Origin of the sequence: Rhizobium leguminosarum, from assembly GCF_019798305.1 — a bacterium.
Classification (GTDB): Bacteria; Pseudomonadota; Alphaproteobacteria; order Rhizobiales; family Rhizobiaceae; genus Rhizobium; species Rhizobium leguminosarum_U.
Map to the genome: position 1 here is coordinate 158,563 of NZ_JAAXDD010000015.1, position 12,739 is coordinate 171,301.

The 12,739-nt window shown below is 58.7% G+C and carries 11 protein-coding genes and 1 pseudogene; 4 read left to right on the forward strand and 8 right to left on the reverse strand.

From position 1 onward, the window contains the following. Nucleotides 1-10: 10 nt before the first annotated feature. The 5 genes from HFO99_RS25545 to HFO99_RS25565 form a co-directional block, all read right to left on the reverse strand. A complete protein-coding gene (locus HFO99_RS25545) occupies nt 11-1,105 on the reverse strand; it encodes a glycosyltransferase family 4 protein (RefSeq protein ID WP_222336345.1) in 1,095 nt (364 codons plus the stop codon). Nucleotides 1,106-1,534: 429 nt separating this feature from the next. Further along, nucleotides 1,535-1,831: a DUF982 domain-containing protein gene (locus HFO99_RS25550; protein WP_222336344.1), complete on the reverse strand. Its 297-nt coding sequence runs from the start codon at nt 1,829-1,831 to the stop codon at nt 1,535-1,537. 187 nt (nt 1,832-2,018) lie between these two features. Continuing rightward, nucleotides 2,019-2,402 (reverse strand): GFA family protein, encoded by a 384-nt coding sequence (locus HFO99_RS25555; RefSeq protein WP_261323324.1) that lies wholly within the window; start codon nt 2,400-2,402, stop codon nt 2,019-2,021. 61 nt (nt 2,403-2,463) lie between these two features. Then, on the reverse strand, nt 2,464-3,198 hold the full coding sequence (locus HFO99_RS25560) for an NAD(P)-binding domain-containing protein (RefSeq protein ID WP_222336342.1): 735 nt from the start codon (nt 3,196-3,198) through the stop codon (nt 2,464-2,466). A gap of 86 nt (nt 3,199-3,284) precedes the next feature. After that, nucleotides 3,285-3,941 (reverse strand): TetR/AcrR family transcriptional regulator, encoded by a 657-nt coding sequence (locus tag HFO99_RS25565; RefSeq protein WP_222364372.1) that lies wholly within the window; start codon nt 3,939-3,941, stop codon nt 3,285-3,287. A gap of 125 nt (nt 3,942-4,066) precedes the next feature. On the opposite strand from HFO99_RS25565, the gene HFO99_RS25570 reads away from it, so the two are divergent. Together HFO99_RS25570 and HFO99_RS25575 are read left to right on the forward strand one after the other, a co-directional pair. Further along, entirely contained in the window at nt 4,067-4,945 is an 879-nt protein-coding gene (locus tag HFO99_RS25570; RefSeq protein WP_222364374.1) for an SDR family oxidoreductase, read from the forward strand. 223 nt (nt 4,946-5,168) lie between these two features. Then, nucleotides 5,169-5,969, forward strand: coding sequence for an SMP-30/gluconolactonase/LRE family protein (locus tag HFO99_RS25575; RefSeq protein WP_222364375.1), 801 nt, complete (start codon nt 5,169-5,171; stop codon nt 5,967-5,969). 193 nt (nt 5,970-6,162) lie between these two features. Here the strand turns inward: HFO99_RS25575 and HFO99_RS25580 are convergent, their stop codons facing one another. Beyond that, on the reverse strand, nt 6,163-6,531 hold the full coding sequence (locus tag HFO99_RS25580; protein ID WP_222364378.1) for a hypothetical protein: 369 nt from the start codon (nt 6,529-6,531) through the stop codon (nt 6,163-6,165). A 145-nt stretch (nt 6,532-6,676) separates the two neighbouring features. Between HFO99_RS25580 and HFO99_RS25585 the strand changes: the two genes are divergently transcribed. After that, nucleotides 6,677-7,744 carry a cyclic nucleotide-gated ion channel gene (locus HFO99_RS25585; protein ID WP_222364380.1) on the forward strand — a complete coding sequence of 356 codons (1,068 nt, stop codon included), beginning with the start codon at nt 6,677-6,679 and terminating at the stop codon, nt 7,742-7,744. 444 nt (nt 7,745-8,188) lie between these two features. On the opposite strand, the gene HFO99_RS25595 is transcribed toward HFO99_RS25585, so the two are convergent. Beyond that, nucleotides 8,189-8,713, reverse strand: a complete 525-nt coding sequence (locus tag HFO99_RS25595; protein WP_222364383.1) for a hypothetical protein — start codon at nt 8,711-8,713, stop codon at nt 8,189-8,191. Between the two features lie 518 nt (nt 8,714-9,231). Here HFO99_RS25595 and HFO99_RS33995 point away from each other — a divergent pair. Further along, nucleotides 9,232-9,539, forward strand: a pseudogene (locus HFO99_RS33995) (adenylate cyclase); the annotation flags it as partial. Between the two features lie 824 nt (nt 9,540-10,363). On the opposite strand, the gene HFO99_RS25600 reads toward HFO99_RS33995, so the two are convergent. After that, complete coding sequence (locus HFO99_RS25600; protein ID WP_222364385.1) at nt 10,364-12,508, reverse strand: mechanosensitive ion channel family protein; 2,145 nt, start codon at nt 12,506-12,508, stop codon at nt 10,364-10,366. Between the last annotated feature and the right edge of the window lie 231 nt (nt 12,509-12,739).

The window sequence follows — 12,739 nt, forward strand, 5'->3', positions numbered from 1 at the left end:
CCTCCATTTTTTATGCCACAACCTGGCCAATCGATATCGGGCGGTTCGCGCGCCGGCGCTGCGGGGCTTTTGCGCGGAATCCTTGCAGCTGGCCGTAGATGGCGAGATAGTCCCTTGCCATGCGTCCCGCAGTAAAGCGTCTCTCGAAGTTCGCCCGCACCTTGCGCCGATCAAGCTGCAGTGCCCATTCGACGTTCTCGACAGCTTCGGCAACGGTATCGACCAAAATACCCGAAATCCCGTCGTCGATCACCTCCGGCACCGAGCCGCTGCGGAAGGCAAGAACCGGTGTGCCGCAGGCCATCGCCTCGATCATCACAAGCCCGAAGGGCTCAGGCCAGTCGATCGGGAAAAGCAACGCGCCGGCATTGCCAAGGAAGTCCGCCTTCTGGCGATCGTTGATCTCGCCGATGAACTCGACGTTCGGATGGCTCATCACCATCGGCTGAATTGCCGCTTCCCAATAATGTTTGTCGACATTGTCGATCTTGGCTGCAATCCTCAGCGGCATGCCGACCTTGGCCGCGATTTCAATCGCCCGGTCAGGCCGCTTCTCCGGAGTGATCCGTCCGAGGAATGCGAGGTAACCGCCCGCCGGCTTTTCCGTGAAAGGCAGGAGGCCAGCGGGAAGGCCGTGATAGACCGTCCCCAACCAGTTGACCGGCGGCATCGGGTGGCGTTGGTCATCGGAGATCGATACCAGGGGAATATCTGGAAAAGCCTTGTAGAAAGGCCAGAGATCAGGCAGGTCGAGCCGCCCATGCAGCGTCGTGACGGTGCGGTCGGCAAAATGTCGGATCAGCGGGAAATGCAGCAGATCGACGTGGAAATGCATGACATCGAATTCGTGCGCGCGACTGCGGATTTCCTCAAGCATAAGGATCTGATGCGGCAGGTGGTCCTTGATGGCGGGATTTAGCCTCAGGGCAGTGTTCGAGCACGGCACGAGGCAGGCATCTGTAACGGAATCACCGCTGGCAAACAGCGTCACATCGTGGCCTTGGGCCACCAGTTCTTCGGTGAGATACGAAACAATCCGCTCGGTTCCCCCGTATAATTTCGGCGGAACACTTTCTGCAAGCGGGGCAATCTGAGCGATCTTCATCGGCAAAATCTCCTCAGGTGAGCAGAGAGTCGACCGCAAAAATCGGAGCCGCATACTTCAAGGCATGCGGCAGTTGAATCCTAGCTTTTGCAACGGCTGCTGTTTCCTGCGTGCTCCTTTCCAGTAGGCCTTTCTCGTCCAATCAAGATCGAACTTTGCCAAACTCAGCGAGCGTGTTTTGGTTCCGCCCGCAATGGCCCGCTATCTGGTCTTCTTCCGCAACAGCGTTTCGCTTTCTCAGGCAGCCGCCGAAGTCGTCTCCGACGTGTGGTCATCGCGAAGGCAGGAAGCCCGGTCGAACCCGTCGGCAATTGCGGATGGCTCCAGGGCGTTGAACGCCTGCCAGGACATCTGCTTTCAACCGGACGGATCGAGTTGGGCAACGCGCGCCACTCGGGCCTCCCTGGGCCGCGGCGATCACCTTCGGTGCTAGATGCCGGAGACATTTCGATCGCTGAGCCGTCGCAGGTGCAGGGGCACGTCTTCTATGTCGGCGAGCTTGCCATTCTTTTTGAGAAAGCGACTGAAATTCGCCGCGACGACCGACGCGGGAAGTTGCCGATTGGCTGCTTTCCGGCAGGCGTCCAACATCACCTCATAGGTGACATCGCGTTTCTCCTGTGGCCATTCGTCGAGAAAATCAAAGACATCGTCAAGCCCGGCGACCTCTTGCACGAAGTACTTCCGTTGTGCGTAAATCGGGTGTTCGAAAGTATCAAGTGCCATCGTTTACCTCCTTTCATGGCGTGAGTGCGGCTGATTTAGGCAACCGAATTCCGCTCTTCAAGATCGCGGTTGGCTGAGATCGTCACCGGCATGGCTTTCGTGCTGGCATCGATGTTTATCCCGACGCCTGATTGCATGGTGTCGATGACGATCAGGCCGAGAATATGCAGCTGTCGTGCATCGAGCGCTACGCGAACTGTGGCAAGTCGTCGTGTACATCGTACCATTCGGCCTTCGAGGCGACGAAATAATGCGCGGTCGGTGGCGCCGGCAACGGCGTGTCGAGCGTCCCCAGCCGCAAGCGCACGACATCCGGCATCGCATCGCGGCGACTGATGACGGGCGAACCGCAATTGGAACAGAAGAGGCGATGAACGCCTGGCGAAGAATCGAATGCCTTCAGCGCCTGCTCGCCCTCAATGAAGAGGTCACTGGTCGCGACGGGCGCATTGCTCGCGAACGCGGTAGCGGTCGCCTTGCGACAACGCGAACAATGGCAATAGATCGCCGCACCTAGCTCGCCGCGAACTTCGTATTTCACTGTGCCACAGAGACAGCTGCCTTTATGCATAAGAGCTCCCGTCATACGCCATCACGGCGTGAAATTAGTCTGAGGACTTCATCCTTATCGCTCACGCGGTCCCGGCGCGGTTTCGGGCTACGATTTCATCGTGAGTGAGGCTGCCGCCTTTGTCCATGAAGACCTTGATCAGGGCGTCGCGGTTGCCCGCCAAGCGGTTCTGATCAGCTTTTTCGAGCGCCGTTTGCAGCTCGTCAGCAGACAGTTCCGTGCAATAGGCAGGCGTGCCTGGCTGTTGTCGCCATGAGGTCGCGAGACCCCCGGCATCGAGGGCGTCGAAGCCCGTCGCCTCTACCAGTTGCATGACAATCGACTTCTTTTCGAGGTCATCACCCGCTACCGGAAGGGCGATGCGGCCGGGTTGCGACTTGTCTACGCCTTTTTCCGCGAGCGTCGCAGAAAGCACCGCATTCCAGGCTTTAATGATCGGTCGGTTGATCTGCTCGCTGACCCAGACCGCTTCCGGTTTGCCATCATCGACGTCGGTGATCGTTCCGTCACGGAACGGGTAGTAATTGGACGTGTCTACGACAACGACGTTTTCGGGAACATTTGCGAATAAATTGGCAAGATCGCGATGAGCCGAAAACGGCACGGAAAGGATCACAATATCTACCCCCCTCACGGCATCTTGCTTGGTCGTTGCCGTCGCACCAACGTCCGCGGCGAGATCGCGGATGGATTCCGGGTCCTTTGAGTTGGCAAGTTTGACCTCGTGACCTGCCGCCGCGAGCTTGCGTGCCAGCGTTGCCCCAATATTCCCTGCGCCGATAATTCCGATGTTCATACCATTTCCCTGCTGTGGATATTGCGTTCAACGCACTCCAACGGAGACGTGGGAAGCGACCTCGAGCGACGGTGGCGCCGGGTCGCCTACCCCACCACCTTGCGAACTCCAGGTTCGGACGACGAGATCAACCCATCTTCCAGCAACACTTTGGCTGCATCGCGGTTTGCGTCCACTATGGCAGGATCGCGCGTCGATTGTGCGATTACGATCGCGCCTTGGAAGAGCGACAGGATCTGGATCACGGCTCTTTCGGGATTGCTCAATGCCAAGGGCTCGATGAGTGATGCAACAAATTCATGCAAGCCCCTGAAATATGCACCGATGGTCGCCTGTACGTCTGGGGAGTTAGCCTCCGGTCCGAACTCGGCTAACCCCTTTACGAATGGGCAGCCGCGGAAAGAAGGCGCGCGGAACGGTTCCTCCATCGCGTCAAAAATAGCGAGGACGCGCTCCAGCGGCGACAGCCCGGCTCTTTCAGTCGAGCTCGCGAGCATCTGAAACCAAGTGTCAGTTTTGTAACGCAAATAGGTAGCGATCAGGTCTGCCTTCGATGGAAAGTGTTTGTAGAACGTCATCTTCGCCACGCCGCTTTCGGCAATGATGCGGTCGATCCCGACAGAGTGGATGCTGAACCGGTAAAACAGATCCGATGCCGTCTTTAATATACGTTCTCGCGGCGCGAGGGCATTAAGCGGTTGTCCCTCCACATCCACAAACTCAAGCACGCTGCTCGTTGGCATCATCAATCACCTCAGATTCTTTGTCCGTATATATACAGACTATTCTGTCAATTTTTGGATTGCAAGTACATACAGGTCTGTCTATATGGTGCGACGCCCCTTAGATTTCAGAGAAAGGACTTAAGATGAGCGGAAAAGTCGTTGTTGTGACCGGCGCGAGCAGTGGTTTTGGAAAACTCACGGTATTGGAGCTTGCAAGGCGGGGCCATACGGTGGTTGCGACCATGCGGGACGTCGAAGGAAGAAATGCCAAGGTCCGGAGCGAGCTCATCGACGCGGCGAAAGCTGAAGGGCATGTGCTGCAAGTCCTTGAAATGGACGTTGCCGACGAGGCGTCGGTCAATTCCACGACCGACCAGGTTGTCAAGCAGCACGGAAAGATCGATGCCCTGATCAACAATGCCGGAATAATGCCCGTCGGGGTCACGGAAGCCTACACTGTCGCGGACGTCGAACGGCTATTTGCGGTCAACTTCTTCGGCGCCGTGCGGGCCGACCGCGCCGTTCTGCCGCATATGCGTGCCACCGGCAGCGGGTTGCTCGTTCATGTGACATCGCTGATGGGTCGGGTGGTCTTTCCGTTCTTCGGCACCTACTCCGCGAGCAAGTTCGCGCTCGAAGCGCTTGCCGAAGCCTATCGGTACGAACTGAAGGGATTTGGAATCGATTCCGTCATCGTCGAGCCGGGGCCGTTCCCCAGCAACCTCATCTCGTCGAGCCCGGAGCCCTCCGACCAGACCGTGCTTGCATCCTACGGCGAGGTTGCGGCGATACCGGGTCAGATCAAGGCCCACGCCAACGACGAACATGACGAGGCTAATCCGCCGCGGCCCCAGCGCGTGGCCGATGCCATCGCACGACTGGTCGAGGCCACGGAACGACGTCCATTGCGCACGGTCGTCATGCCTGAGGGCATGGACCTCGGTGTCCAGCGGCTGAACGAGGCGGTAGGCCCAATTCAGAACGACCTGCTCAGCGCCCTCGGCATGTCGAGCATGATCTGACACTCTGGGGTGGGCGGGTGGTGCCACCTGCCGCCCTTTGAGGGGGCACTCCGGACCCGTTTGCGACGCCGCATACCGGTAAGGCTTGTGGCACTTTCTGCGTAACCAGTCGCGGCCGTGATTGCCCTTTTCGCCAGACACGTGTCGGCATTGGCTTTGCTTGTTCGTCTTTACACCGTGGCTCCGTTCGACGGGCCAAGGCGCGGAACGACAGGAGGCCGAAATGAACAGGGCAATGGTTCGGTTGGAAGACCGGGGGCTGGTCGAATGCCCAAGATGGCATGACGGCGAGCTGTGGTTCGCGGATTGGACAAGCGGCGAAATCCTCGCCTTCAGCGAGCACGGAACTGTCAGAGTGGCGACAGCGGCGAAGGCCCCGCCCCTGTCATTCGACTTCGGACCACAGGGCGACATGTACGTCGTCGCGTCCGGGGCATCGCATTTGCTGCGGTTCAACGGCTCCAGACTGGAAGAGTTCGCCGAGTTGGGAGCGAATGGCTGGAACGAGATCGTGATCGGTCCGCAAGGCCGGATCTACGTCAACGGCCCGGCGATCCTGCTGATACGTCCAGACGGGACGGTCGAAACACAAGCGGAAGGCTTTCAGTTTCCGAACGGAATGGCTCTCTCTCCGGACGGGCGCACACTGGTTTGCGCCGAAAGCTGGGCGAAACGGCTGACATCGTTTGATGTCGCCGCCAACGGGCAACTTTCCCATCGACGAGTTTGGGCCGATCTTCCCGGGCCGCCCGATGGCATATGCTTCGACGCTGAAGGCGCGATCTGGTACGCCGACGTCCCCAATGCCTACTGCCGCAGGGTTCGTGAGGGCGGCGCGCTCCTTGACGAAGTGAAGCTCGATCGCGGCGCCTTCGCCTGCATGCTGGGTGGACCTGATCGCACCACCCTATACATAACTGCCGCCAGATGGTTCGGGATGGACAAGATGGGCCAGATAGGCGGAACTGGCCAGCTCTTGTCCGTCGAGGTCGAGACAGCCGGGGCGGGTTGGCCTCACGGCTAGAGCAATTCCAGCAAAAGTGCGGAGCGGATTTGCGTCGGGAAATTGCCTGAAACAAAGAGATAGAGCATTTCCGTGATTCGGAGAAAACGGAAATGCTCTGGTCGGCATCTAGCCGCATCGGGACACAAGATCGGATCGTCGCGCGCTCCAGAAGAGCCTTGCGATGGAGTTTGTGAAAGCTCTCACTGCGGGGTCAAATGGCCCTCGTCCGGTAGGCACGGATTGATTCCGCCAAGGCTTTCTCCTTAGCGTTCGCGGCCGTGAAGCGACCCAACATCAGACCGGCTGCAATATCATACCAGCCAGAGAACCATGGTAAGGCGAACCCCAGCACCACAAGAGCCGGGATTGAAAAGAGAGCCAACATCAATTCGCCGAGCTTGCCGAGGTTCTGGAGCAATAAAATCGGGAAAAGAATCGGCAACGGAGCAATCACCCACCAGAACAAGACGACTATTCCGATCGGAAGCATAGCCAGGCAAGGCGCCCGCTTCGCCAAAGCGAGTGCCCAGAGTTCGCTGCGATGACGGCAGTAGGTGATCCGCTGCCAAAGTTTACCCATCTCATCAAACCCATATCGCGTTGTGCGGACGGACATAACAAATCTACGCTGCTTTTATCTTGCACATTGCATCAGTCCCCCGTTCCGTTGCGTATGGCCCGAAGGGATCTATTGTCGACGAATGCCGGGCAGTTGGGAGTATGTAATGTCGGCAGTGCCTTTCTCAAAGATTTCGACGCCGCTCAACGCGCTGTTCGCTACAATCGGTCTCTTGGTCGTCGCCACACTGACGACCCAGGGCCTTACTGGACAGGAAAGGCTTGTCTTTGAGCTGCTACTTGCGGCAATTTGGCTGGCCTATGTCCTCCAATTGAGCGGCACATTGCTTTCACGGCGACACCGCTTTTCGGGCGGGATCCCGGCCCTCGTGATCGATTTGCTCGCGGTTCTGGTTCCGGCTGCTGCATTCTTGATCGTTGGGTCCCGTGATCGAAACCTCTATTGCGCCATTTGGCTTCTCAAGCCGTTGCGCGACTCGACCTTCTTCAGGCTGCTGGCAAAGGTGGTCGCGAATGAATCGCGCAATCTGCTTGGCGTGACATCGGTGTTCGGCATCGTTCTTTTTGGCGCTGCGTTGGCCGGTTATATCATCGAGCGAGACGTCCAGCCCGATAAGTTCGGCAGCATTCCGCAGGCGATGTGGTGGGCGGTCGTGACGCTGTCGACGACCGGCTACGGTGACGAGATCCCGCAGAGCCTTGCAGGTCGAGTTCTGGCGGGTTTGGTGATGATGAGCGGGATCGGTATTTTTGCACTTTGGGCCGGCATCCTCGCCACCGGCTTTTACGAGGAGGTTCGCCGCCAAGACTTCGTTCGCAACTGGCAACTGGTCGCTGCGGTACCCTTGTTTCAGAAGCTTGGTTCCGCTGCACTGATCGAGATCGTTCGGGCGTTGCGACCGCGCATTGTCCCCGCCGGTGCCGTGATCTGCCGCAAGGGCGATGTTGGCGATCAGATGTTCTTCATTGTCGAGGGGCAGGTCACCGTGGCTATACCCGATCATCCAGTGGAACTCGGTGCCGGAAATTTCTTTGGCGAGATGGCGCTGATCAGCGGCGAACCGCGCTCAGCCACGGTCAGCGCAGCAACGGAGGTATCGCTGCTGTCGCTCTACGCCGTGGATTTCCAGATGTTGTCGAGCAGTAGTCCGGAGATCGCGGAGACCATCCGCAAAACGGCGCTGGAGCGGCGGGGCGGGCCGCCGAAGGAATAATCCAAGCCTGATGGCTGCGGCATTGCCGCAGCCGGTGGGGGTTACGCGACCTGCCACGGGTAATTTCCTCCGCAATGAATTGGGATCCGGCCTATTGAAGGACGGACGCATGAAGAAGCAGCGATTTACGGATTGGAGGCGAGACCGGCGGCTCGCCGGAACCAGATTATTGCGGTGCTGAAGGAACAGGAGTCGAAGGCGGCTGGTCTGTACCGCGAGCATGCCGCCGCACTCCGCGAGCTTCTTGCAAATAAATGGTAGAGCCCGCCAAGTGTGAAGCCGTCGCGCATCTGAAGGCCGTCATGGGCCTCTCGGAGCGGCGGGCCTGCTACGCCCGCCAGCTCTGCCAAAACTCAATGACGACGACAGACTCCGTTCCGTCCCGCCCCACAAATCCTCATGCTCCCCATGAAAGGCAAATGAGTGATCAGAGCGAGTGGGTCACTAGGAGAGGCACTTGCGGCCCATTGCCATCGCCTTGTAAGTCCCTTTCAGATCGACGACGAAGGTCCCCTTGGTTTCCGGAAACACGATCATTTCATATTGCTTCGCCACGTCGCGCTTGAAATTCGGGTCGTCTGTCAGGATGTAGCCGCCGGAATATCCGCCCTTGAGTACGCCGCTCGTGCTAGTGGCCACACCACTATAAAGATGGCCGGCGATGGAGACAAAGATTTGCGATTGGTTCCCGTTCTGAAGGCCGATATCCGCTTTCGTGAACACGCCAAGATATCCGACCTCCTGATTTGCGGTAACGCCCATTTGCACCGAATTTGGGCCATCTGAGCGCACGATCAAGCAATCTCCGCGGGTTCGATTTGCATAGACCGTCCAGCCCTCGACGTCGTCTCCGTATCGGACAAGCACATCGCTAGCCTTGGGAAGGGGACTTTGGTCTTGTGCGTAGGCTGCCATCGCAGACGAAAGTGCTACAGACGTTGCCGCGATGAGTCTCATGAAGTTTCGCATTGATAGTCTCCTCTGGTGTGCTGGGTTGAATTGTTTTGTGGATTTTTCGTGCCACCGACGCGTTATGCGGGGGCTGACCGCATGGGAGTGCGCCATGGTTACCGAGTCGTTCCAATCATGTTGGCCGGTTCGACTTTGAGAGCTTGGATCATTCCCGCCACATCGTCCGCCATCGTCTGTAGTGGGACCCCGTTGTTTGAACCGGTACTCTTGCCCGAACGCCGGACGTTGATGCCGACCATCCACCTCAGGCGGTCGGGGCAAAACGCTCATTCGGAGCCGCGATGATACCGGGCGGCTGCCACGTCCCTTGGCCGGAGCGAAGTAGATCTCGCTTCGTCAACATTTGCCGTACTCTTGTATTATTCGATGAGTTAGAGAAATTCCCCTCGGCAGCACTTCCCGCCCTATCCAACCAGGAGACACGGGAGTTGCCTTCGACCGCGATCCTGACCGGGCACTGTAAAAGCGCAAGTATGTAACGGTAACATACGAGTATCGCGCCGGGCGTTTCGGACATGATGCCATCCGGTCTTGGAGCTGGCATCATCCTCGGCGTGGTCATGGTGGCGCTGGCCGTTTCTGCCTATTTGCTATCCATAAGGTTGGACTCTAAATCTCAGGAATCCATCGAGGATGGTCCGACGCTCTCGTCGCCCCGTTCGCCGATCTCGGAGACGGGCCGCAGGCTGCCCTTTATACGGCGGGACTGACCGAGGAGCCTCTGACCGCCCTTCCTCGCTTCAAGGAAATCAGGGTTTTTGGTCGTGAGACATCGAAGTCCTTGCCCTCCGGCGTCGAGGCGTCCCAGGTCCGTGGCGAGCTGGTGACCCTTGGCAACGGAGTCCTGGGGATCCGGCCAAGACAGCCCCAATCTCCGTCATTCCAGGCCTTGAGCCTGGAATCCATGCTCACGGCTGACGGCGGCGAGAGTGGATCCTCGGGTCAAGCCCGAGGAGGACTGAGCGGGGGGTGAGCTTTGGAGCAAGGACAGCGACGCATCGGCGCCTGCCCCTCATCCGGCTGCCGCCAGAGACCGGGGTCGAGCCACGGGTCTCGCCCCGTCCTTCGGACCCCCGCTTGCGGGGCGAAGGGACATGCCGCGACCTCCGCGTTCCCCACCCGACCTATGCATTGCACGTCCGCTCGCGCCGTTTACGCTGGTCCGACGCGGCGTTTGGCACGTCCCCTCTCCCCGTTTTTACGGGGAGAGGGTTAGGGTGAGGGGCAGTTTTCGGCGTGAACCGAATAGCGCGGGAGTCCGGGCTTTCGCGGCACTTGCTTGCTGCGATCGTCGAGGTCGATGCGTGAAGGTCGGCGACACGCACCATGATGAGCTGTTAATGCGGTTGAGAATTGGTCCGAAGTCGTCACTGTTGGTGGTATCAAGTGCCGATGCACAGGCATCCTCGAACAGTCCTCGGAAAGGGAAAAACTTGGCCGAGAATGATCGCCGGCCAGACCGCGCTCGGCCAATGCGATCATTCGCCTCGATCTTACCGGCGATTTTGGACATGAGGTCGGCACTCTCAAGATCGCCGCCAACGCAGGCGGCCTGATTCAGCGCATCGACGCCGACCTCGAATAGGCACTGCCTTCCAATGAGCGGGCGGGATCAATCCTTTCGCAATTTTACCTCTGGCGCTCTCGTCATGCTGCCACCGGCTTCTGTGGCGTGGCGGCGGCGTGTTGCGCCGCATCCGCATTGATTGCCGCTCCTGGTTGTTGTCCGATAGCGCTGGGAATCTGTACGCTTCTCAAGGCGAAACAGATGCCATTTTCATCAAACGCTGCCTTGATCATGACGAGGGCGCGACGGCGGACGGCCGCCTGCTGTCCGGGCTTTGTCTTGAGCGTCAGCGTCAACTTAATGCCATACTCTCCGAATTCCTCGACGCCCTTCATCTTGAGCGGTTCGATGGTGATTGCCTTGAGTTCGGGATCTTCGGCCAGTTCAAGTCCGATCTTCTTGATGAGCTTGCGCGCCTTCTCCAAGTCGGAATCATAGTTGATGGTGATCGACAGCTTCTCGACCACCCAATCGCGGCTCATATTCTGGACAGCCCCGAGGACGCCGAACGGCACTGTGAATATTGGTCCCCGGCTGTGCCGCAGCTTCACCGAGCGCAGGCTGAAAGACTCAACTGTACCCTTATAATTGCCGCTCTCGATATATTCACCGACACGGAAGGCATCATCCAACAGATAGAAGACGCCGCTGAGGATGTCTTTCACCAGCGTTTGCGCACCGAAGCCAATGGCAACACCGGCAATACCCGCGCCGGCAATCAACGGCCCGATCTGAACCCCCATTGCCGACAAGGCCATCAGTATCGCAACGATGGCGAGCGTGGCCCAAAGAAAATTCCGCAGAATGGGCAAAAGCGTGTTGAGCCGGCTGCGCCGCTGCGTCTCCTCCGTTGGAACAACCGCCGTATCGCGCACTTTTGCAATTTGATTATCAATGAGGGTGCGTAGGACCCGCCAGACCAAGTCGGTGACCAGAAGGATGATGACAGCAGAAATGATGCCATGAGCGACCCGGACGGGGGGCGTGTCAGCCGCGCTGAGCGCGACAAGGTCGATGTTCCACGCCCAAGCGAGGAGCAGCAACCCGGAAATGATCAGAATGAACCGGATGCCCCGACTGAGAAGAGTTGCGCCTGCACTCGGTGTTGCCGCGCCGATCCCGGACGAAGCAGGCTGTTGCAGCAGGTGGACAACGATCCGTTCTGCAATGGCGATAACCCAAACGAGGCCGATCGCTATTGCAGCAAGCCAGAATAGCTGTACTGCGCCGAACGCCCACAAGCACCACAACAGGACGAAATAGGCCGAGATGAGACCCACGGATGTCTTCGTGCGGACAAAAACCTCTCCATCCGCTGCAGCATCCGCGATCGCTGGCCCCGGCGCTCGCCTGACCGTATCGATGCCGACACTGAGGAGGCCCAATCCCAACGAATATGCGACAATCTCGCGGGCTTCGACTGAGAAGCCGAGAAGGCTCAGCGATAGCGTTGTTGCGTAGCTGACGGCAAGGATGATGACAACGAGACCGAGGCGCTGGGTCCAGAACCGAGCCGACTCGCCGTCCATCGGTACGATCCGAAGATCGTTCGCGTCCTTTCCCGGCGGCGACAAAAGAAATCGTAACACAGCGCGCGCGAGGAGCACGATGATGAAGGCGAGTAGACAAGCGAGCACGATCTTCTCGATGACCTCAGGCCAATAGTGCAGGGCCACGAAGACACCGATGCCAGCCGCCGCGATGACTGCGACGCGCCCGACCTCATGGCCGAGGCGGCTAGCGAGGACCATCAGTTGACCGCGCCTTGTAGCAACGTCCAGCTGCGCCACTCGGGTCATGAATCCTGATGTGGCACGCCGATACAGCCGCTCGGCACCGAAAGCGGCAGCTGCGAATAGTCCGAAAAGGCCGACAAGGCCAGCCAGACCAACCTTCTCAGCATCCGCAACAAGGATGGACCAGGCTGCTGCGAACTCATCAGGCAGCGTCGTCAATGCCCGGGCGAGGCCATGGATATGCGTCCGAACGGCCCTGACATAGTCGGCCAGTGGATGGGAGAGAGCCTGGGTGCTTGCCGGAGGGACTTGCGTCGTCGCCGTCGCTGCCTTGTGGGTCTCAAGCCATTTTTGAACTCCAGGATCGGCCAAAAGCGACAGAAGTGCCTCGACATTGGGTGGCAGCTGTTCGCTCGATGGTGCGGTATCGGCTCGCGCCACCAGCGTGACCCCAAGCAGCATGAGGGCAGCAAGAATCAACACACGCATCGTGTTCGTCTCCAGTTAAACGAATATAGTCTAGCTTCCGCCATCCATCCGTGCCGTAGATCTCGCGGCATAGTCGCGTGCGGATAATCTTGCGACGAGTAGGTTACACTAACCAACGCCCGGACGCGACATTTCGAGGCCGTCATCGGCGTGCTGTTGTCTTTGGTTACAGTGCCTGCTCGAGGATCAGCGCCTTTTCCTCATCGGGCCTGGCCTTGCCGCCAAGTTTTA

Coding starts and splice junctions, on each gene's coding strand:
- HFO99_RS25545 (WP_222336345.1), bottom strand. CDS start 1,105: ATGAAGATCGCTCAGATTGCCCCGCTTGCAGAAAGTGTTCCGCCGAAA.
- HFO99_RS25550 (WP_222336344.1), bottom strand. CDS start 1,831: ATGGCACTTGATACTTTCGAACACCCGATTTACGCACAACGGAAGTAC.
- HFO99_RS25555 (WP_261323324.1), bottom strand. CDS start 2,402: ATGCATAAAGGCAGCTGTCTCTGTGGCACAGTGAAATACGAAGTTCGC.
- HFO99_RS25560 (WP_222336342.1), bottom strand. CDS start 3,198: ATGAACATCGGAATTATCGGCGCAGGGAATATTGGGGCAACGCTGGCA.
- HFO99_RS25565 (WP_222364372.1), bottom strand. CDS start 3,941: ATGCCAACGAGCAGCGTGCTTGAGTTTGTGGATGTGGAGGGACAACCG.
- HFO99_RS25570 (WP_222364374.1), top strand. CDS start 4,067: ATGAGCGGAAAAGTCGTTGTTGTGACCGGCGCGAGCAGTGGTTTTGGA.
- HFO99_RS25575 (WP_222364375.1), top strand. CDS start 5,169: ATGAACAGGGCAATGGTTCGGTTGGAAGACCGGGGGCTGGTCGAATGC.
- HFO99_RS25580 (WP_222364378.1), bottom strand. CDS start 6,531: ATGGGTAAACTTTGGCAGCGGATCACCTACTGCCGTCATCGCAGCGAA.
- HFO99_RS25585 (WP_222364380.1), top strand. CDS start 6,677: ATGTCGGCAGTGCCTTTCTCAAAGATTTCGACGCCGCTCAACGCGCTG.
- HFO99_RS25595 (WP_222364383.1), bottom strand. CDS start 8,713: ATGCGAAACTTCATGAGACTCATCGCGGCAACGTCTGTAGCACTTTCG.
- HFO99_RS25600 (WP_222364385.1), bottom strand. CDS start 12,508: ATGCGTGTGTTGATTCTTGCTGCCCTCATGCTGCTTGGGGTCACGCTG.